Source organism: Vagococcus changpingensis, from assembly GCF_058211775.1.
On record NZ_JBYVZB010000002.1, the window covers coordinates 262,676 to 284,567 of the forward strand.

Below are 21,892 nucleotides of genomic sequence, written 5' to 3' on the forward strand. Positions count from 1 at the left end.
GAAATGAAAAAAGTAAAGTCTGATAGGATTATCCTATCAGACAATTTATTAGATTCAAATTCAAGTATTAGTCGACATAATACTTTACCGTTAACAGTTGTTATACCTGCTTATAATGAAAAAGAAACGATTATACAATCTGTTAATAGTTTTATTCAACAAAACTATAAGGATTTAACACTGTATATTGTTAATGATGGATCAAAAGATTATACCATGGATGTTTGTATCAATGAATTGAATATGAAAAAAATTGATTTTTTAGAAAAAATCGGTAGTATTGCAACTGAAAAGGTTCTTGGTTTTTATCAAAGTGAGGAACACCCTAATATCTATTTAATTAATAAAGTCAATGGTGGAAAATCTGATGCATTAAATGTAGGAATCAACTATGCTAGAACACCTTATATATCGTTTGTCGATGCTGATTCTTTCTTAGAAAAAAATGCGTTATTGACGCTTATGACGCCTTTTTATTTTTCAGATGATATTGTTTCTATCGGTGGTCTTATTAGACCAATGACAAGAAAAGAAAACTTTGCACAAAGATCAATTAAAGTTAGAACGTGGAATTTATTAACTGGTTTCCAATATTTAGAATATTTAAGAAGTGTATTAGTATTTAGATCTAGTTTAAGTAATATTGATAGTACCGTTATTATATCAGGGGCTTTTGGTGTCTATAAATTAGATATGCTTAGAGAAATAAATGGATATGATACACACTCAATAGGGGAAGATTTTGATTTAACTTTAGGTATTAGAAAATATATTGATGATCATAATTTATCTAGTAAACAGATATTTATTTATGACTCTGTTTGTTGGACGCAACCACCTTCAACAGTTGGCGATTTAGTTAAACAACGCTCTAGATGGCAAATAGGTTTCTTACAAACGATATTTAAATATAGAAAAATGATATTTAATAAACATTATAAAAACGTTGGAATTATTGGACTACCTTTATTTATTTTTACAGAAATTATTAGTTTCTTTATGGAAACAATTGGACTAGGGTTAGGTATATATTTTGTTGCGGTAAGTGTTGTAACATGGAAAGAGGCAGTATTTGTTTTTCTTTTATCTTATTTTATTAACTTGTTCTTTACTTTTACAGTTATAGCCCAAAATACAAAAATACAAAGAATTTACTATTTAGATAGAATTTATTTATTATTTTTAGCCATAATAGAAGCATTTTCTTACCATTGGATTTCTCTATACGCTAAGTTATTAGGGACGTTAAAATTCTTATTTACAAGCAAAGGGAAAAAACATGAATGGGGAGAAATAAAAAGAAATAGCCCAGATAACTTAGTGTAAAGGTTTTTTATTGGAGGATGTCATGGAAGTTTTAATAAAAAATAATGGATTTCATATAAGTAATTGTCCCAATAATTATGTTAATGTAGAATTTAAACAAAATAGAATGAAGTATATGGAACAGGGAGGAATCATCGTCATTCCATTTACAGATATTTATGAATTAACTAGTGGAAAAGCAAGTATTTTAAAAATTATAGATGATGAAGGAAATGAATTAATCGATCTTTCTGAGTTAGTATTACAAGAAAATGAAACTTTGTATGATAGTTTTAAAGATACGGTCATTTCTTTATATCCCTCCAAACAAAAATATATGAGAATTTTAGTTGGAGAGTTACCAATAAGTCATCGTTTTATTAGATCTAATCCTCAAATTTATTCCGTTAATCAAATAGATGAAGGGATTGTTGAAGTAGCGGTTGAACTTAGAACGTTGGTATCACCTGTCATTAGTGGGGACTTATTTTTTACGTTTAGAGGAACAATCAATCGATGGTGTATCGCTTCTAATAGAGCAGAATTTATCTTAAAGGAAGATTTAGAGTATGTTTCTAGATTGTATTTTCATATTACACCTGAGATTTCGATTCATTTTAAAGAGTTTGAAGGATATTCTAATTATTTTAATAATATTATTGATTTATCTGTTATGTTTCAAACGCAAATTAATTATTTATTTGCTAGAAGGCATCGGGTCGGAAATGAAAATAGTCAGGAATTTTACTTTTTACAAGAATATAAAGAAAATTTAACTGGAATGAAATTCTATCAAACATTAAATAAGATGTCGTCTATCATTGTTGAAAGTATTCCATATGAGTCTCGCGAGGGGTTTAATTTGGAAGCGAAGACTCACAAGTCGGAGAAATTAACAGCTCTTTTTTGTGAATATCCTGAAAAAGCACAGGATACTGCATTTAATCAATTTAAATTTATGGTGGATAATCATTCAGACCAATTTGATTGTTTTTATATTATTGATAAGCATTCTCCAGATTTAGTTAATCTTACTGACTATCCTGATAATGTTGTTTATTATAAGAGCATGAAACATTTTGAAAAGTTTATGGAAGCTGACATGATTTTTCATTCTCACAGTTCTATGTATGCTGAGCCAACTAAAATGTTAACATTTCAAAATAAATTGGATAATACATTTAAAGTCTTCTTACAACATGGTATTTTAGGCGTACGTGATTTATCTTTTATGTATGCGAAAAAAGAAAAAGAATTTACTAATTTATTTATATGTAGTTCTGATAGAGAAAAGAAAATTATAAAAAATGATTATTTTTACTCTGAAGATGAGATAGCTTTAACTGGTTTATCTCGATTTGATGAATTATTTGCAAAGTATGAGGTATGGAAGTCTATTCCAAAAGATTATAAGCAATTATTGATTTTTCCATCATGGAGAAAAGGTCAAAATAGATTAAGTGATGAAAAATTTATGGAAACAGAGTTTTATCAAGAGTTTCAAAGTTTATTGAATGATGAAGAATTCATTGAACTATTAAAAAGATATAACATAAAAGCTAAATTTTTATTACATCCTAATTTTAATCAATATAGACATTTATTTACCTCAGAATATATTGATACTAGCTATGATAATTATATTTTGCAAAATGAGTTAGTAGAGAATGATTATTTATTGACTGATTATTCAAGTGCAGCTTTGGATTTTGCTTTGTTAAGAAAATCAATTGTCTATTATCAATTTGATACTAAATTAGTTGAAGCAAAAAAAGATGCAAAACTAGGTAGATTTTTACCTGGTGATATAGTAAGAAATAGAAAAAGAATGATTAAAAAATTAGACAAGGCTTTTCAAAGAGAACACATGTTGAAAAAACACGAGAGAAAATTGAAGAAATTATATAAATATCAAGATACAAATGCTAGAAAACGTATATTAGATGCCTCTTTAAAATTGTATCATCAATTAAACAAGTAGTGATATAATATTATGACATCATTGTAATAATTAATTTTCTTTTTTATATTAAAATACAAACATCCAATTCTACTATGAGATTGATTGGATGTTTTTTTTAATATAAGATGTTTGACTTTAAATGTCACTTATGTAATAGTGTTCTTTATCAGAAAGGAGTATATGTATTATGAAATACACTAAATATTTTGTATTGTTAGGTATGATAGCTACTTTCTTTTTTATGAGTATTAAAGTAGAGGCAGTTAGCTCAAAAGAGCTTATGAAAAAATATAATATTGAAGTTGAAGAAAAAAATATCATTGATGTCTCCGATTTTGGAGCAGTTGGAAACGGAAAAGATGACGATACTAAAAATATTCAAAAAGCTTTAGATGAAGCTGGTGATAGTAAAGGCAAAGTGGTTTATTTTCCTAAGGGGACTTATATGATTAATACTAATGACTCTGAATCGACAAAGGAGAATGTCCAACGTTTTGTTAATACATCAGTCGGGTTGAAGGTTAAATCTAATACAACGATTCTTATGGATGATGATGCTGTTTTAAAAGCTATCCCAAATGAATTTTATAGCTATACTGTGCTAAATCTTAAAGAGTCTAGTAATGTCTCCATTTATGGTGGGCAGATACTAGGTGACAGAGAAGATCATATATATAAATATGCTAAACTTAGACGTGGGAATCCTGAATATAATGGTGAAACTGGTTGGGGGATTTTAATGGTATCCTCTAGCAATATTATAATAGATAATGTTACTATCTCTGGCATGTGGGGAGATGGAATTGATTTATTTGCAGATAAAGAATCAAAGACATCAAATAGTCATATAACAATTAAAAATTCTCATATTTCAAATAACAGACGACAAGGTATATCAATTGAAAATGCTGAGAATTTATTAATTGAAAATAATGTCATTGAAAAAACAAAAGGAACTGATCCTTCCGCAGGGATTAATATAGAACCAGCAGATTTTAAAAATCATTCGCTTAGAGCTGTGAAAGACGTCATTATAAGAAAAAATAAATTTTTGAATAATGATGATGCTGGTGTACTTCTTTATGGTATGGGAGAAAAGGTGTTTTATGATAAAGATGACGATGGTAACCAACAAAAAGCTCAAATTGATAATATTTTAATTTCAGAAAATGACTTTGATGGAAACAATACTAACCACCAAAATGTCCAAGATGGCGCTTGGGTAGGGGCATATAATGGTCAAATAATGATTGTAGGTGCGTCTAATGTTGATGTTCATAATAATAAATTAACTAATCCAAAGCCATTAGGTAGTATGAATAATACAAATGCTCAATTTAAAGCTAATTCGAATCCTTATGCTGGAATATTAGTTGGTTATAGTGATAGTGTCAATATTTGGGATAATCAAATGAAAAATCAGAATATTTCCGTTATTAATCAATGGTCACCAGAAGGGACATTTGCTTACCCTAATTCGACTAATATTGTTATCGGAAATAATGATTTAAAAGAAGTTGTTTTGGCTGAAGAAGGAAAAAATAAACCTGATGTCACACAAGACAAAAATTTTAAAAAATCAGTCGAGGGTGAAGTGGATAGTACCGTTTCAAAAATTGATAAGGAATTAAAACAAGGCAATCTATTTGAAAGAATTATAGCGAAAATAAAAAGTTGGTTTTGATTTATTTATAGAATAGTTTTAAAAGGATACATATGCTAATCTATACGGGTCTAAAACTTAATCAGTCATTGATATGAACAAAGATCTAGGTTATTATCTAGGTCTTTTTTATTATTATTGCGAGATATTATATGATATAAAGACAGTATGTTGGTACAAAATTATTAGATTAATCGACCTTTTCTTTTTGTTTCTATCTATCTTATTAACCCACAAATAAAAAAATAATTGAATGTAAGCCTATTCTTTATAAAGTCCACATTGACAGTGTTTTAAGGGAGCTATAAAATAAGTTCAGACGTTTAGTAAGCAAGGGTGTAACGTCAAGAATTGGAGGAAAATAAGTTGGGAATGACTGTGTTCAATGAAACAATCGTATTGATTTTTTTTATGTTTGTCGGTGTCTGGTTAAATAAGCGGGATAAATATTCACCGGGAGCCAATATTTATATTGGTTATTTACTGACAACAGTTGCTTTACCTGCGGCCATTATTAATAGTTTTCAAGTGGATAAAAGTGACCGGTTATTAGTTATGATGAAACAAACGGCTATTTATACATTTATTATGATTGTGGCGACATTACTTATTACGTATTTAATTGCAACTTTGTTTAAGAAAAAAGAGATGTTACGAAGTTTGTGGGTAGTAAGTTTAACTTTCTCTAATATCTTATTTATTGGTATTCCTATTGTTGGTAAACTTTATGGAGAAGTTGGATTGATTGTATTAGTTGTTTGTAATACTGTAACAAGTTTGTTTTTATTCACGGTAGGGATTATGTTTTTATCAAATAGTCGAGAAATCAGAATTCGAAGTATTTTGACCACACCAGCTATTTTAGCAGCTGTAGTAGGTTTTGTGTTGTTTATGTTTGGTGTAAAATTACCAAAACCAATTCATACTTTTAATGTTGATTTGTCGATTATGACGGCATCTTTATCAATGATTATCAATGGTAGTTTGTTCTCGCAAGTAAAACTAAAAGAGTTGTTCTTTGATAAAGATAATTTACAATTTCTATTTGTTAGAGCGATTATTATACCCATTATTTTTATTCCAGTATTGAAATTCTTTATCACAGATCCAATTATTTTAGGTGTTTTAGTGCTGCTTGCTTCAATGCCAGTGGGTTCACTGGATGCTATTTTGGCAGAAGAGTATGCTGGTGAAGGAACAAAAGTATCACAATATATTGCATTGACAACTGTCACAAGTATGGTAACATTACCAATTATTATGTCATTAATATAAACAAAAAAAGTATCTGAGAGGATGCTTTTTTTGTTTATATGGTATAATTTTTAAAACTGAACGTGGAGGAAAAAGAAGTGATTTATACACGATTAGCCAAAAGAGAAGATGTTCCACAAGTTATGACAATTATAGAAGAGGCAAAAGAGGTATTGAGGAAAACTGGAAGTCCTCAATGGCAAGAAGGTAAGCCTGATGAGTCGCTAATTTATTCAGACATAGAAGAAAATTATGGTTATGTGTTAGTTTATCATAACGATATTGTAGGATACTTGGCGATGATTAATCAAGAAGATAAAGACTATAGCGTATTAGCTAACTGGATACAAACTAATGATTATGTTGTGATACATCGGGTAGCCATTTCTTCAGACTATCAAGGACGTGGACTAGCCTCTTATTTCTTTTCAAATAGTATTAGTATTGCACTAAGTCAAGGGTACAAATCTGTTAGAATTGACACTCACCGAATGAACACAACGATGCAAAATTTATTGAAAAAATTTAATTTTATTTATAGAGGGCTAGTGTTTGTTGATTCAGATATAGATAGAGAACGATTAGCTTATGAATTAATGATGACGTCATAAAATAAAAGATTGTTAATTAGAATAAAAATTTGCTAAAATCGATTGATGATGTCAATCAATCGATTTTTTACGGGAATGGGAGGTGCTTAAATGAACGTGACAATAGTTGGGGGATCTTTCGCTGGCGTTTATTGTGCCATAAAAGTGAAAGAATTATACCCTTCATTTGATGTATTACTAATTGAAAAAAAGGAAAAGATAGGATATATCCCAAGTGGTTTATCTATGCTATTAAACGGTGAAATTGATACTTTAGATGAAGCCTATTTCATGACAAAAGAGGAACTTGAAGAAAGTGGTATCATAGTGTTAACTTCTACGGAAGTGATATCATATGATTTATCGAACAAAATGATACAAACTTCTAATGGCATTAAACTGTTTGATAAATTGGTGTTGGCAACTGGTTCTTCACAAAAATCATCTAAGATGTTTGATGAATTTAGTGATATCAAAACATATAAAGATAGAGAATCAGCAGAAATAACTTTAAAATCTCTTACTGAAGTACAAGAAGTTGTTGTTATTGGAGCTGGGCAAGCAGGTATGGAATTAGCAAGCGGATTAATTCATCATGGAAAAACAGTTCATGTGATTGAAACGATGGATTATCCTTTGTATAAATATTTTGATAAAGATTTTTTGGAATCGTTTTATACGACAACAGGAAAAATTGAGGGCTTGACGTTTTACTTTAATGAAACTGTCAAGCAAATTGACGACTCAACACTTCTTTTTTCTAGTGGCAATGCGATAGACATTAAAGAGAAACTAGTGTTAAGCGCTAATAGTGTGAGACCAGAGTTATCTATTTTTGATAATCAATTAAAATCTAATAGCGATAATACTATTTTCGTAGATGATTATCTAGAAACATCTGTTCAAGATGTGTTTGCTGTAGGAGATTTGATTCAAGTGCCAAGTTTTATTTTTCAAACTAATGTGTACGCACCTCTGATTGTTAATGCTGTTCAGACAAGCTTAACTTGTGCTAAAAATATGATAGAAAAAAAAGAAATACTCAGACCAATGTTGAAGACGATTGGTGTAAAGTTATTTGATTATTATTTAGCTAGTACAGGATTAATGGAGTCAGAGGCTTTTTTATATGATGAGAGAGTAAAAAGTGTCATGATGACGTTACCTATATCAACTATTTATAAAAAAGATGTTACAGTGAAACTAGTATATAATGCCTTAACGTATCATTTGTTAGGCGTTCAACTTATTTCAAAAGAGCCTGTACTAGATAAGATTAATACCTTCGCCTTAATGATTAAAGAAAAAATAGATATTAGGACATTAAATCAACTACCGCATTTTTATCATGCAGTCTTTGCAAATACATCTCTGAGTTTCGGCGATGCGTTTGGAAAAGGAGATGACTTGAGTGAAATTTGAGGATCTACTTGAAAAAAAAGAGGCGAAGCAGTTAATGTTGTTAAAGCATTTGCTATTAAAGGATAGCATGTCACAAATCAGTACATTAGCAAAAGAACTTGATATTACAAAATCATCTCTTGAAACATACATCGCTGATTTAGTTTGGATTAATGATGAATACAAAGGACTAGCAACCTTAACTTATGATGGATACTTGGTGTCTTTAGAGTTAGCTCCAAGTTTTTCATTGGAAATGATTGAACTTAACTTATATAAACAGTCAATCAAGTATCAAATTATGAATTATTTATATCATCATTTTGATTACTCAACAGCGGCTCTGACCACACGTATTGGTATTAGTGAATCTACTCTTTTTAGAAAAATAAAAGAATTAAATATCTTATTAAAAGAATTTAGATTAACTATTTGGCAAGGAAAGTTGATTGGAGAAGAAAGTCAGATACGATATTTTTACTATTGTTTTTATTGGTATTTAGATAATTACGCACAAAAAGATATTCCCTTCAAGCAACAATCATTAATTCAGGCAATTCAGAGGGGATTGGGTGTCTCTTTTTCAGAAGAAAACATGAAACGAATCAATTTGTGGCTACTTATCTCTAAAAAAAGAATTAGTTTTATGTCACCTATTTATACAGAATTAAAAGAAAAAATGGTTCCTTATGAACAAGATTATTTGTTTTTAGAACTAAAATCGATTGTATTACGTCTGTTGGGGCATTATGCTGTTGAGGTAGATGAAGAAGAAGCTATGATTCATTTTAGTTTTCTTATGAGTTTTCAAGTGCTTTCTCAGCAAGACTACCACCAGTATGCCATTATTAGATCAAAATTGACACCTGTGGGATTAGTGGATACGTATATTTTAGAATCTTTGATATTATATTATACGCCACTTAAATTATCTCACCAATTAGAAAGTCAAATTAATTACTATTTATCTCGTATTCATTCAAGATTATATTTTTTTTATGGAATGATTGAATCCTTATCTAGAGAGTATATTTTAGAAACGGAGAAAGAATGGTCAGGACATGTGATTTATCCTTTAGTTGAGAGCTTATTCGACTCAGTTGAAGGTGACTATGTTGGGTTTTCAAGCGAGAATAATGCTCAGTTAATTGCACATTCTAAATTACAATATTTACACGTCATCGCTTTAATCGATAGTCATATTAATAAAAATGTTAAAATAGGTGTGAAATTATTATTAGAGGATGTTTATCAGGAAGTGTCCACTACACGATTAATAAAAAAACTTAATTGTTTAAATGGAGTTAGTTGTAGTAAATATAAAGATAATCAATCTTTTGATTTAATTATTACTAACAAACCATTGACGCATATAAATACTGAAGTTTATTTACTTTCAGAATTAGGGACAAGCTATGATATGGCTCATATTATACAACTTATTAGGAACATATCAACTCGTAAAATGAAAAAAGATATGACTGTTAAAAAAATTCAATTATAATTGGTATAACTCATGTTCGCTATAGAGATAACTTGAAACAGTCAATAATTTTTAAAATTAAATAATTATTGACTGTTTGTATGATCAAAAAAAAGGTAGAATGAATTCATCAAAAAGAAAACGCTATCTTAAGTGTTTGGGAGGAATTATCAATGACAGAAAAATCTTATATTATGGCGATAGACCAAGGGACAACAAGTTCTAGAGCAATTATTTTTGATAAAGCAGGAAATAACGTAGGCAGTTCTCAAAAAGAATTTACCCAAATTTTTCCTGAATCTGGTTGGGTAGAACACAATGCAAATGAGATTTGGAATTCAGTACAGTCAGTTATTGCCGGCGCGTTAATCGAGTCAGGCGTTCGTCCAACGCAAATTAAAGGTATAGGTATTACAAATCAACGTGAGACAACAGTCATTTGGGATAGAAAAACAGGTAAACCAATCTATAATGCCGTTGTATGGCAATCAAGACAATCTGCACCATTAGCTGAAAAATTAAATGAAGACGGTTACGCAGATATGATTCATAAAAAAACTGGTTTAGTCGTTGATGCTTACTTCTCGGCTACAAAAGTTCGTTGGATTTTAGATCATGTAGAAGGAGCACAAGAAAGAGCTGAAAAAGGTGAGTTAGCCTTTGGAACAATTGATACATGGTTATTATGGAAGTTAACAAACGGAGCGTCTCACGTAACAGATTACTCAAATGCTGCTAGAACAATGATGTATAACATTCATGACTTAGAGTGGGATGACGAAATATTAGAATTATTAAACATTCCAAAATCACTATTACCAGAAGTAAAAAGTAACTCAGAAATTTACGGTTATACTCAAAGTTTCCACTTCTATGGTAGTGAAGTGCCAATCGCTGGTATGGCAGGGGACCAACAAGCTGCATTGTTTGGTCAATTAGCATTTGAAGAAGGATCAATTAAAAATACTTATGGAACTGGTGCATTTATCGTCATGAACACTGGTGAAAAACCACAATTATCCAATAATAAATTACTAACAACAATTGGTTATGGTATTAATGGAAAAGTTTATTATGCGTTAGAAGGTAGTATTTTTGTTGCTGGATCAGCTGTTCAGTGGTTAAGAGATGGGTTACGTATGATTGACTCATCGGCAGAATCAGAACAATTAGCAAATGATTCAACAAGTGATAACAGTGTATATGTCGTACCGGCCTTTACAGGATTAGGCGCACCATACTGGGATCCAGATGCTAGAGGAGCAGTGTTTGGCTTAACACGAGGTACAACTAAAGAAGATTTTGTTAAAGCAACACTACAAGCCATTGCGTATCAATCAAAAGATGTTATTGATACGATGCAAAAAGATGCTGGTGTGAACATTCCATTAATTAAAGTAGACGGTGGAGCAGCAAATAATAATTCTTTATTACAATTCCAAGCAGATATATTAGATATTAATGTTCAACGTGCTTCAAATCTTGAAACAACCGCATTAGGTGCTGCTTACTTAGCTGGTTTAGCAGTTGGCTTCTGGAAAGACTTAGATGAATTAAGAGAATTTACCCAAGAAGGTGACATCTTTACTCCTCAAATGGGTGAAGAAGAACGTACTGAGTTGTATGACGGATGGAAAGAAGCAGTCAAAGCAACACAACTATTCAAGAGAATTAAATAATACAATATAAGGACTGATGACAATGAGTTTTTCTTTAAAAACAAGACAAGAAAGTATTAATTATTTAAAAAATCATTCGGTTGATGTATTAATTATTGGTGGTGGTATTACAGGAGCGGGTCTGGCTTTACAGACCGCTGCTTCTGGTATGACTACAGCATTAGTTGAGATGCAAGATTTTGCTGAAGGAACATCTTCACGTTCGACTAAACTAGTACATGGAGGTATTAGATACCTTAAAACATTTGATGTTGAAGTGGTATCAGATACAGTGAGTGAACGGGCGAATGTCCAAAAAATAGCTCCTCATATCCCAAAACCTAATCCAATGTTATTACCAATCTATGATGAACCAAACAATACCTTTTCTCTATTTTCTTTAAAAGTAGCAATGGATTTATATGATAATTTAGCACACGTTACCGGAACAAAATATGAAAATCGTGTACTAACAAAAGAAGAAGTATTGGAAGTTAGCCCTCATCTAAATCAAGACAAACTTCTTGGTGGTGGTATTTATCTTGACTTTAAAAATAATGATGCCAGATTAGTGATAGAAAATATTAAAAAAGCACATGAAGATGGGGCTCATTTATTAAGCAAAACGAAAGTGATAGGATTGATTTATGATGATCATCATAAAATATCAGGCGTTCATGTAGAAGATGTGTTAACTGGAGAAACGTATGACATTCATGCTGATGTCGTAGTGAATACAACTGGACCTTGGAGTGATACGATTCGTGGGTTATCAAAAGATCAGACTGTGACAAACCAAATGAGACCAACTAAAGGGGTTCATTTAGTGGTTGATTATGATAAGTTACCTGTGACACAACCAGTCTATTTTGATACAGGGTTATCTGATGGTCGAATGGTCTTTGTCATACCAAGAGAGAATAAGACATATTTCGGAACAACGGATACCGATTATACAGGAGATTTGATGCACCCAACAGTGACACAAGAAGATGTTGATTATCTGTTAAAAGTTGTTAATAATCGTTTCCCTAAACGAGATATTACTTTAGAAGATATAGAAGCAAGTTGGGCAGGATTGAGACCGCTTTTATCTGGAAATGCGGGTTCAGATTATAATGGTGGATCAAAAGCATCGTTGTCAGATGAAAGTTTAGAGTTAGTCATTCAATCTGTAAAAGATTTTGAAGCAGGGATAGGGTCAAAAGAATCCATTGAACAGACCATTAAAAAAGCTAAGACAAGTAGTGGTGAAAAAGAGGTATCTGCTTCTTCTGTGTCACGTGGAAGTAGCTTAGATGTGACAAAAGATGGATTAGTGACATTAGCAGGTGGAAAGATTACCGATTATCGCTTGATGGCAGAAGGAGCACTAAATTTGATTGCTTCAATTTTCAAAGAAAACTTTGGTAGAGAGTATCATTTGGTTGACTCTAAGCGTTATCCTGTATCAGGTGGAGAATTTGACCCAACAAAAGTCGAAGAAATGACTGAAGTATTTACAAAATTAGCTATAGAACAAGGCTTAAGTAACGAAGAAGCTAGTGATTTAGCTAATCTTTATGGAGCAAATATAAATAAAGTCTTGTCATATGATAAAGTTGATTTTATGGGATTAACCAAAGCAGAATCGATGAGTTTAATGTATGCGCTTGAAGAAGAGATGACATTAACGCCAGTTGATTATGTGTTACGACGTACAAATTATTTATTATTTAAACGTGATCGCTTAGAGAAGATAAAAGAGTCTATTATAAATGCTATGTCTCAATATTTTGAGTGGAGACAAGAAGAAGTGAGCAATTATACAAAAGAATTAGATAATGCAATGTCAGAATCATTTTTATCAGACTTGAAAATAGAAGGGTGAGTTAAATATAATGGACGCAACGAGTTTACAAATTTTTAGTGAGTTTTTAGGAACATTGATTTTGGTATTACTTGGTGATGGTGTAGTAGCTGCTGTTAGTTTAAATAAGAGTAAAGCTCAAGGAGCTGGATGGGTTGCTGTAACACTAGGATGGGGAGCAGCTGTAACGATCGCAGTTTATATTTCTGGATTTATGGGGCCGGCTCATTTAAATCCCGCTGTGACATTAGGATTAGCAATAGCAGGTGATTTTTCTTGGAATTTAGTGGCACCATTCTTTATCGCACAAGTTTTAGGTGGTATAGTAGGAGCAATTTTAGTTTGGATTACTTATTTACCACATTTTGAAGCAACAAAAGATGAAGCAGCTATTCTTGGAACATTTGCAACAGGACCAGCGATTCGTAATTATACATCAAATGTTGTGACTGAAGCAATTGGAACATTTGTTTTAGTGTTTGGTTTGTTAGCATTTGGACAAAATACATTTGCAGACGGATTCAATCCAGTTGTTGTTGGAATATTAATTTTATCACTTGGCCTGTCTCTAGGAGGTCCGACAGGATATGCAATTAATCCAGCTCGTGATTTGGGTCCACGTATTGCGCATCAGATGTTGCCCATCAAAAATAAAGGTGGGTCTGATTGGTCATATTCTTGGGTACCAGTTGTAGGGCCATTAGTGGGTGGCGCGTTAGCTGCTGGTTTATGGATGATGATTCCTTTATAGAATAAAAAGTATTAAAGTTGTTAGATTGAGCTTGTCTCATCTGACAACTTTTTTTAATTAAAAAAACACTTCTTTTTTTTTTGTTATTAACTTGTGTTATTTTTCTAAATAATTCATAATATACATATAAAAGTGTTATTTATTAAATGTGACAGATCTCAGATGAAAATAGATCGTTAAGGGGACAGGAAAATGAAAAAAATTACACCGTATTTATTATTATCGACTTTAGTATGTCAAAGTCTATCTGTAGGGACCATTGTCCAAGCAAGGGATCTTCATAAGGTAGATAGTGAATTAATAAATCAAGAAGTAGCAGAAACAACTGATAGTACAACTGAAATGGTACCAAGTAATGACACTGATACTGTGGTAGAGGATGTACCGAAAAACACACCAGAAGAAAAACCAGAAGAAAAACCAGAAGAAAAACCAGAACAAAAACCAGAAGAAAAACCAGAACAAAAACCAGAACAAAAACCAGAACAAAAACCAGAACAAAAACCAGAACAAAAACCAGAACAAAAACCAGAACAAAAGCCAGAACAAAAACCAGAGCAAAAGCCAGAACAAAAGCCAGAACAAAAGCCAGAACAAAAACCAGAACAAAAACCAGAACAAAAACCAGTGGTTAGTTATCCTGCTCAGTCAGAAGCTACTTATTTTGGTGATGCCAGTCAAATAACTAGTAATAAAGAAAATTCACCAATTCATTTTGCAGTCACAAAAACAACACAAGAGTTCATTAATGAGATAGGTGAATCTGCTAGAAAAATTGGTCAAGAATATGACTTATATGCTTCAGTCATGATTGCACAAGCTATTTTAGAATCTGGAAGTGGTCAAAGCTCTTTATCAGCTTATCCAAATTATAATTTATTTGGTATAAAAGGTGAATATAAGGGTGAATCAGCTTCTTTTTATACATTAGAAGATAATGGTTCTGGTCAATTATATGGTATTCAAGCAAAATTTAGAAAATACCCTTCAACAAAAGAATCTCTTGAAGATTATGCAAAATTAATGAAGTCAGGACTAGCATCTAATGAAAACTTTTATAAAGGAGTCAGTAAAAAGGAAGCTAAGTCATATAAAGAAGCAACTGCTTTTTTAACAGGAAAATATGCGACAGATACACGTTATGATGAAAAATTAAATTCTTTAATTGAAACATATGATTTAACTTATTTTGATCAAGCAGTGAAAAAAGGTAAGCGTGTAACAAAACATAATAAACAAGTAGATACTTATGAAATTATGAATCCAGAATCAAAGAAAAAAGCCATCTTTATATTACCGTTGGATGAAAAATACATTATTTCAAGCCCATTTGGACAAAGGGGAAGTGAACATCATGATGGAATCGATTTAGCTATTGCTGCTAATACACCTGTACTTGCTTCTAGTGATGGTGTGGTTGTTGGAACAGGATTTGATCCGTCTGCAGGAAATTATGTGATTATCAAACATTTAAATGATTTATACACAAATTATTTCCATTTAAATTCAATTAGTGTGTCTCTTGGAGAAAAAGTAACAAGTGGCAATATTGTTGGATTAGTTGGTAGCACTGGAAATTCAACAGGAAGTCATTTACATTTTGGGATAAGTACAGATATGTGGAAACATTATTTAAACCCAACATCATATTTTGACTTTTAATTAAATGTGAATAGATAGCCGTTTATTATAGGTTATCATTTTCAATTTTGACTAAATAGTAGTAGACTAACCATGTAATAATAAATGTGCTATTTTAGGAGGAGATTTATATGACAAACTATGATAAGAAAGAAGAAAAAGTATTAGATGATATTGCTAAAGTAATGGAAAAATTAGACAAATACTTAGATGAAGAAGTTAGTTTAGAAGATACTCCTGATAAAAAATACGAAATTAAAAAATGGTATGTGCAACGTAGAGCATTACATGATATTAAACGTCTATTACATGATGTGGATAAATATGATAAGTATGAAGCAAAAGAATTAGAACAGTTTGAAAAAGATTTTGAAGGATTAGGATTAGATGTAGAAACAGTTGCGTTTATCACTAATTACTTCTAAAAAGAAAATGAGAATCCCCCGAGAAGCTATTCTCGGAGGATTTTTTTAGTTTAATTTAGTAAGATATTTCATCGCAATGTTACAAGCTAAATCTTTATCCACTGTTGATAATAACCCTATTGCTGAAAGTATATATGCTTTATCTAAGTATATATACTTTGTTCAGGTGTTAAGAGGGTCTTATTAGTTGGTGAAAGAGCAGCGGATAAAACATCCTCAGGGTGATCATTGTGAACAAGAACTCCACCTGTACCAATAATTGTCGTGAAGAGTCGTAAATCCTTGCCATATTGATGATAAATCGTACGAGAAGGTGTTTGCTCTTTTATATAGTAGCCAGCGTGACGATTAATCGCTGTTTTAATGGCGATTTTTGCAATAGTGTTATCCATGATTTTTTCTTCTATAGTATCAGCAATGTATTCAGGGTGTTGACTTCTAAAATGACATTTTTCTTTAATCGTTTCCTCGTCAAAAGAAGTATAAGTAGCAAATGATTGATAAGAGGTACTTTCTAATAAACTATTAGCAGAGTAACGCATTCCTAAATCTCCTTCGACAGTTCTCTTACTAAATGGTTCTTCTAATCCATCAAATTGGACGTTTTTTTGTTGTTTTTTGCCGCTATCAATGGAGTGGATATCCGTCGTGGCTCCACCTACATCAACAATAAGAATATTTCCAAAACCTTTATTTTTTTTCGTTCCTTTCGATAAAAGCTCTGCAGCGTATAAAACAGAGGATGGGGTAGGAATAATATCGTTAGATAATGAAGCTTGTATGTCACCCATTCCTTTTGCTTTTACGATATTATGAATGAATATTTGACGTAATATTTTTCTAGTTGGTTCAGTATTTAGTTGATTGATTTGCGGCATTACATTTTCTGTAAAACGGAAATTAACACAAAATTGTTTAAAAAGCGCTTTTATTTCTGGATAAGTTTCTCCATTTCCGACTACTAGGAAGGGTACTTTTAAAGAAAGTTCGGTTAATAATGTAGCATCTTTTAAAATATTTTTTCATTTCTTCCATTTGTTCCCCCACTTAAAAGGATAACGTCTGGTTGAAGTTGTTCTATTTCTTCTATATCATGAGGCTTTAATCCATAACTGTAGACTTTTAACACTCTAGTACCAGCACCTAAAGCCGCTCGTTTAGCAGCTTCCGCGGTTAAAGTATAAACCGATAGCGACTATTTTAACCCCTCCCTTAGCTGAGGAACAAGCTAATACTTTATCTATATGAGGTTTGTTTACACCAGAAAACAAATCATTATAGGCTTGGTTGTATCCATCTAATACATTTGTTTCAACTGTCGTATAGGTTTTGCTAGTTGTAATAATGTCTTGTTTCACATCATCAATCGCAGTCAATTTAGTGTAGGTACTTCCAAAATCTGCTAGTAAGTATATCGTCATTTTTATCACCTCTAAAAAAATTTTTTGTTATTTAATTATTTTTTTAACATAATTTTTTTATCTAATAATCGTCAAAACTCTTTTTTAAAAACGATGAAATTTTAATGAGTAAAACTAGAATAAAAAATCATTTTATTTTTGATAAGGTATTTAAATTGTCGATATGATAAAAAACTTCTGTTGAAAAACTAGGTTTACAATACAATAAGTATTGACATGACAATGATTTTATAACTCTTTATCTTATTCAATGGCAAATTTGTCAAAAAAAGGTCAAAAGATTAAGACTAGAAAAAACGATTTTTTTAACTTGGTTTTTGTTAGTAAATAAAATAAAAAAATTGTATAAAGAATGATCATTACTAATTATTTCACACGTTGTCTTTTTATATAAAAGTATTGTTGACTTGTTATTTAAAGGGTGCTATTCTTTGGATGTCGATTGAAAGCGCTACCTAATAAGTTGTGCTTTATTTTAACAAAAGTAAGGGAGTGAAAAAAAGAAGTAAATTCTTACTTTTTATTATAAAAGTAGGTTATAGTATCTGTACATAGTTTTTACGTGTATCAAACCATAAATTGAAAGGATGTTGTTTATAATGGCAAAAATTATTGAATGTGTCCCAAATTTTAGTGAAGGTAAAAATGAAGAAGTAATTAACGGATTAGTTTCAGTGGCAAAAAGTGTCGGTGGAGTGACGTTGTTAGATCATTCTTCAGATAAAAGTCATAACCGTAGTGTGTTTACACTTGTTGGGGATGAAGATGGTATTCAAGAAGTTGCTTTTCAATTAGTTAAATATGCAAGTGAAAATATTGACATGACAAAACATACAGGAGAACATCCTAGAATGGGTGCAACCGACGTTGTTCCATTTATCCCGATTAAAGATGTAACGTTAGAAGAATGTATCGACATTTCGAAAAAAGTAGCAAAACGCATCAACGATGAATTAGATATCCCAATTTTCTTATATGAAGAATCAGCATCTGCCCCAACTCGTAAAAACTTGGCAAAAGTGCGTAAAGGACAATTTGAAGGCATGCCAGAAAAATTAAAAGAAGAAGAATGGGCGCCTGATTTTGGTGAAAGAGTTATCCATCCTACAGCAGGAATTACAGCAGTTGGAGCAAGAATGCCATTAGTAGCCTTCAACGTCAACTTAGATACTGATAACATTGATATTGCTAACAAGATTGCTCGTATCATTCGTGCTTCTGGTGGTGGATTTAAATATTGTAAAGGTATTGGGGTTATGTTAGAAGATAGAAACATCGCCCAAGTTTCTATGAACATGGTTAACTTTGAAGGAACACCTTTATATCGTACATTTGAAACAATCCGTTTTGAAGCAAAACGTTATGGCGTAAACATCATTGGTAGTGAAATTATTGGTTTAACACCTGCAAAAGCATTGATTGATTGTGCTGAGTACTACTTACAAGTAGAAGATTTTGATTACGGTAAACAAGTATTAGAAAATCATTTATTAAATTAAGGAGCTGCTAAATATGAAATTAGTCGAATTAACAGTGAGTGAATTTGTTGAAACATTGGGATCAGATGCTCCTGCTCCTGGTGGAGGATCAGCGGCGGCATTATCTGCAACAATGGGAATTTCTTTAACAAAAATGGTTTGTGAATTAACAATCGGTAAAAAGAAATATGCTGAATATGAAGATGACATTAAATTAGTGTTCGATGAAACAAAACAACTCCAAAAGAATTTACTTGAAGCAATAGATAAAGATACAGAAGCATTTAACGCAGTTTCAGCAGTTTTTAGTATGCCAAAAGAAACAGATGATGAAAAAGCAGCTAGACGTGCGGCTATGCAATCAGCTTTAGAAGGAGCCGCTAAATCACCACTAGACATGATGAAATTAATGTTAGAAGCACTTGAAGTGACAAAACGTGCTATTGGAAAATCAAATACTAATGCAGCAAGTGACTTAGGTGTTGCAGCACTTAGCTTAAAAGCTGGGATTCAAGGCGCATGGCTGAATGTTTTAATTAATTTATCAGGTATCAAGAATGAAGAATTTGTCGCGTCTTATCGACAAGACGGTGAAGTATTATTAGCTAAGGGTTGTTTATTAGCAGATGAAATTTATGAGGAAACATTAAAAGTCGTTTGAAAAAGATGTTAATTAATTAAATGGAAGGGTTGAAGAAAAAGTTATGGCACATTTATCAGATATCGAAATCGCAAATTCAGTTGAAATGAAACCAATTAAAGAGGTAGCGGCTCCATTAGGATTAAAAGAAGAGGATTTAACACTTTATGGTAATTATAAAGCGAAATTAGATGCTCGTGAATTAACTAGGCTAGAAAATGAAAAAGACGGTAAATTAATTTTAGTAACAGCTATTACACCAACTCCAGCTGGAGAAGGAAAAACAACCACATCTGTTGGGTTAGCTGATGCCTTTACTAAATTAGGTAAAAAGGCAATGATCGCTTTACGTGAACCATCATTAGGACCAGTATTTGGTGTGAAAGGTGGAGCAGCAGGTGGTGGACATGCTCAAGTTGTCCCTATGGAAGATATTAACTTACATTTTACTGGTGATTTCCATGCGATTGGCGCAGCAAATAACTTGTTAGCTGCTTTGATTGATAACCATATTCATCATGGTAATGCGTTAGGCATTGATAGTCGTAACATTACATGGAAACGTGTTGTTGACATGAATGACCGTCAATTGCGTCATATTGTGAATGGATTACAAGGACGCGTCAATGGTGTTCCTAGAGAAGATGGTTATGATATTACTGTAGCATCAGAAATTATGGCTGTGTTATGTTTATCAAATGATATTGATGACTTAAAAGAAAAATTGAAAAACATGGTAGTAGCATATAATTTTGAAGGAAAACCAGTTACTGCTGGCGATTTGAAAGCAGAAGGTGCAATGGCAGCTTTACTTAAAGATGCGATTCATCCAAACTTAGTTCAAACATTAGAACACACACCAGCCATTATTCATGGTGGACCATTTGCCAATATTGCACATGGATGTAACAGTATTATCGCAACAAAAATGGCGATGAAATACGCAGATTACGCGATCACAGAAGCTGGCTTTGGAGCAGACTTAGGTGCTGAAAAATTCATCGATATTAAATGTCGTTTAGGAAATATCAAACCTGATGCCGTTGTATTAGTCGCAACAATTCGAGCTCTTAAAATGCACGGTGGCATTCCTAAGAAAGAATTAGAACCAGAAAACGTAGAAGCCGTTGTTACAGGATTAACTAACTTAGACAAACATATTGAAAACATTCAAGACGTTTATGGGTTACCTGTTGTTGTAGCAATCAACAAATTTCCATTAGATACAGATGCTGAAATCGAAGCAGTTGAAAAAGCATGTAAAGAGCGTGGCGTAGAAGTTGTTTTATCTGACGTTTGGGCTAATGGTGGCGAAGGTGGTATTGAGTTAGCTGAAAAAGTCATGGAGTTAGCAGAACAAGATAATAGTTTCAGCTACGTATATGACTTAGAAGATTCAATAGAAGAAAAATTAACTAAGATTGTACAAAAAGTTTATGGTGGTAAAGGAATTGAATTAACAGCACCGGCTAAAAAACAATTGAAACAATTAGAAGAACTGGGTTACGATAAGTTGCCTATCTGTATGGCGAAAACGCAATACTCATTCTCTGATGATGCGACACTTGTTGGTGCACCAAAAGACTTTACGATTACGATTAAAAATCTCAAAGTATCTGCTGGTGCAGGTTTTATCGTAGCGTTAACTGGCGCAGTTATGACAATGCCAGGACTACCAAAATCACCTGCATCTGAAAGAATTGATATCGATGAAGAAGGTAACATTACTGGATTGTTCTAAAAGGTAGAGGAAAAAATATGTCGTATCATTTATTTAAACAGAATGATCATCAAACATCTCGTTGGAGTGGGGGAGAAACGACCCAAGTGTTTCTCTACCCACCAACGGGTAAGTATGAGCCTGGAAAATTTGACTACCGCATTTCTACGGCTTCAGTAGAAATCGAAGAAAGTACATTTTCAGCGTTACCTGGCTATAAGCGTTTGTTGATGTCATTGAATCATCCATTAGAACTGACACATGAATCAGAATCGTTTACTGTTAATAAAAAAATGAAACCGTTTGAAGTTGATGCGTTTGATGGAGCAGATAAAACAAAAAGTGTCGGGAAATGTCAAGACTTTAACGTTATCTTTAAACCAACCTACACTAGTGAAATGTCTGCTGTTTCAACTATTCGTGATAGACAATTATTACCTTGTGTTCGATACTTTTACTATATGTTGGTTGATGGAGTCATGACGTATATAGACCAAGAAGAAAAACATGTTGCCAAGTTGGAAGCCGGAGATTGTGTCATGGTAGAAGAGAGTCGTACGATTTCGATGATTAGTATAGAATCTCATCAACCACAACAATCACCAGCAGTTGTCGAAGTTGTTGTTTGGAAAAATGAAAAGTCGCTCTAA

General features: G+C 32.1%; 16 protein-coding genes and 1 pseudogene. 16 read left to right on the plus strand and 1 reads right to left on the minus strand.

What is annotated here, in order from left to right; translation table 11 throughout:
- Positions 1-3 precede the first annotated feature (3 nt).
- The 12 genes from AC37UB_RS05730 (at position 4) to AC37UB_RS05785 (ending at position 15,983) form a co-directional block, all read left to right on the plus strand.
- Complete coding sequence (locus tag AC37UB_RS05730; RefSeq protein ID WP_242094166.1) at positions 4-1,326, plus strand: glycosyltransferase family 2 protein; 1,323 nt, start codon at positions 4-6, stop codon at positions 1,324-1,326.
- A 22-nt stretch (positions 1,327-1,348) separates the two neighbouring features.
- On the plus strand, positions 1,349-3,286 hold the full coding sequence (locus tag AC37UB_RS05735) for a CDP-glycerol glycerophosphotransferase family protein (RefSeq protein ID WP_242094168.1): 1,938 nt from the start codon (positions 1,349-1,351) through the stop codon (positions 3,284-3,286).
- A gap of 169 nt (positions 3,287-3,455) precedes the next feature.
- Complete coding sequence (locus tag AC37UB_RS05740) at positions 3,456-4,952, plus strand: right-handed parallel beta-helix repeat-containing protein (RefSeq protein ID WP_490685430.1); 1,497 nt, start codon at positions 3,456-3,458, stop codon at positions 4,950-4,952.
- A 351-nt stretch (positions 4,953-5,303) separates the two neighbouring features.
- On the plus strand, positions 5,304-6,206 hold the full coding sequence (locus tag AC37UB_RS05745) for an AEC family transporter (protein WP_233519167.1): 903 nt from the start codon (positions 5,304-5,306) through the stop codon (positions 6,204-6,206).
- 77 nt (positions 6,207-6,283) lie between these two features.
- Entirely contained in the window at positions 6,284-6,796 is a 513-nt protein-coding gene (locus tag AC37UB_RS05750; RefSeq protein WP_490685431.1) for a GNAT family N-acetyltransferase, read from the plus strand.
- Between the two features lie 90 nt (positions 6,797-6,886).
- Positions 6,887-8,197 carry an FAD-dependent oxidoreductase gene (locus tag AC37UB_RS05755; RefSeq protein ID WP_241699319.1) on the plus strand — a complete coding sequence of 437 codons (1,311 nt, stop codon included), beginning with the start codon at positions 6,887-6,889 and terminating at the stop codon, positions 8,195-8,197.
- Positions 8,187-9,680, plus strand: a complete 1,494-nt coding sequence (locus AC37UB_RS05760; RefSeq protein ID WP_117972611.1) for a helix-turn-helix domain-containing protein — start codon at positions 8,187-8,189, stop codon at positions 9,678-9,680. The genes AC37UB_RS05755 and AC37UB_RS05760 overlap by 11 nt, the downstream gene beginning before the upstream one ends.
- A gap of 152 nt (positions 9,681-9,832) precedes the next feature.
- Positions 9,833-11,338, plus strand: coding sequence for a glycerol kinase GlpK (gene glpK / locus AC37UB_RS05765; RefSeq protein WP_241699321.1), 1,506 nt, complete (start codon positions 9,833-9,835; stop codon positions 11,336-11,338).
- A gap of 22 nt (positions 11,339-11,360) precedes the next feature.
- Positions 11,361-13,187 (plus strand): type 1 glycerol-3-phosphate oxidase, encoded by a 1,827-nt coding sequence (gene glpO, locus AC37UB_RS05770; RefSeq protein ID WP_490685432.1) that lies wholly within the window; start codon positions 11,361-11,363, stop codon positions 13,185-13,187.
- 10 nt (positions 13,188-13,197) lie between these two features.
- Entirely contained in the window at positions 13,198-13,917 is a 720-nt protein-coding gene (locus AC37UB_RS05775) for an MIP/aquaporin family protein (protein ID WP_117972614.1), read from the plus strand.
- A gap of 192 nt (positions 13,918-14,109) precedes the next feature.
- Entirely contained in the window at positions 14,110-15,579 is a 1,470-nt protein-coding gene (locus tag AC37UB_RS05780) for a M23 family metallopeptidase (protein WP_490685433.1), read from the plus strand.
- A 110-nt stretch (positions 15,580-15,689) separates the two neighbouring features.
- Entirely contained in the window at positions 15,690-15,983 is a 294-nt protein-coding gene (locus AC37UB_RS05785) for a hypothetical protein (protein WP_242094180.1), read from the plus strand.
- A gap of 143 nt (positions 15,984-16,126) precedes the next feature.
- Here the strand turns inward: AC37UB_RS05785 and glmL are convergent.
- A pseudogene (gene glmL, locus AC37UB_RS05790) lies at positions 16,127-17,404 on the minus strand (methylaspartate mutase accessory protein GlmL).
- A gap of 599 nt (positions 17,405-18,003) precedes the next feature.
- On the opposite strand from glmL, the gene ftcD reads away from it, so the two are divergent.
- Genes ftcD through AC37UB_RS05810 form a run of 4 tightly spaced genes read left to right on the plus strand, consistent with a single transcriptional unit; the run spans position 18,004 to position 21,892 of the window.
- Entirely contained in the window at positions 18,004-18,903 is a 900-nt protein-coding gene (gene ftcD, locus AC37UB_RS05795; protein ID WP_117972620.1) for a glutamate formimidoyltransferase, read from the plus strand.
- A 13-nt stretch (positions 18,904-18,916) separates the two neighbouring features.
- Complete coding sequence (locus tag AC37UB_RS05800) at positions 18,917-19,543, plus strand: cyclodeaminase/cyclohydrolase family protein (RefSeq protein WP_117972621.1); 627 nt, start codon at positions 18,917-18,919, stop codon at positions 19,541-19,543.
- Positions 19,544-19,586: 43 nt separating this feature from the next.
- Complete coding sequence (locus tag AC37UB_RS05805) at positions 19,587-21,263, plus strand: formate--tetrahydrofolate ligase (protein WP_117972622.1); 1,677 nt, start codon at positions 19,587-19,589, stop codon at positions 21,261-21,263.
- A gap of 17 nt (positions 21,264-21,280) precedes the next feature.
- Entirely contained in the window at positions 21,281-21,892 is a 612-nt protein-coding gene (locus tag AC37UB_RS05810) for a HutD/Ves family protein (protein ID WP_490685434.1), read from the plus strand.

Excerpts from the sequence above, each read along its gene's own strand:
- AC37UB_RS05730 (WP_242094166.1), top strand. The coding sequence starts at position 4 with ATGAAAAAAGTAAAGTCTGATAGGATTATCCTATCAGACAATTTATTA.
- glpK (WP_241699321.1), top strand. The coding sequence starts at position 9,833 with ATGACAGAAAAATCTTATATTATGGCGATAGACCAAGGGACAACAAGT.
- AC37UB_RS05785 (WP_242094180.1), top strand. The coding sequence starts at position 15,690 with ATGACAAACTATGATAAGAAAGAAGAAAAAGTATTAGATGATATTGCT.
- AC37UB_RS05780 (WP_490685433.1), top strand. The coding sequence starts at position 14,110 with ATGAAAAAAATTACACCGTATTTATTATTATCGACTTTAGTATGTCAA.
- glpO (WP_490685432.1), top strand. The coding sequence starts at position 11,361 with ATGAGTTTTTCTTTAAAAACAAGACAAGAAAGTATTAATTATTTAAAA.
- AC37UB_RS05740 (WP_490685430.1), top strand. The coding sequence starts at position 3,456 with ATGAAATACACTAAATATTTTGTATTGTTAGGTATGATAGCTACTTTC.
- AC37UB_RS05755 (WP_241699319.1), top strand. The coding sequence starts at position 6,887 with ATGAACGTGACAATAGTTGGGGGATCTTTCGCTGGCGTTTATTGTGCC.
- AC37UB_RS05775 (WP_117972614.1), top strand. The coding sequence starts at position 13,198 with ATGGACGCAACGAGTTTACAAATTTTTAGTGAGTTTTTAGGAACATTG.
- ftcD (WP_117972620.1), top strand. The coding sequence starts at position 18,004 with ATGGCAAAAATTATTGAATGTGTCCCAAATTTTAGTGAAGGTAAAAAT.
- AC37UB_RS05745 (WP_233519167.1), top strand. The coding sequence starts at position 5,304 with ATGACTGTGTTCAATGAAACAATCGTATTGATTTTTTTTATGTTTGTC.
- AC37UB_RS05735 (WP_242094168.1), top strand. The coding sequence starts at position 1,349 with ATGGAAGTTTTAATAAAAAATAATGGATTTCATATAAGTAATTGTCCC.
- AC37UB_RS05810 (WP_490685434.1), top strand. The coding sequence starts at position 21,281 with ATGTCGTATCATTTATTTAAACAGAATGATCATCAAACATCTCGTTGG.
- AC37UB_RS05800 (WP_117972621.1), top strand. The coding sequence starts at position 18,917 with ATGAAATTAGTCGAATTAACAGTGAGTGAATTTGTTGAAACATTGGGA.
- AC37UB_RS05805 (WP_117972622.1), top strand. The coding sequence starts at position 19,587 with ATGGCACATTTATCAGATATCGAAATCGCAAATTCAGTTGAAATGAAA.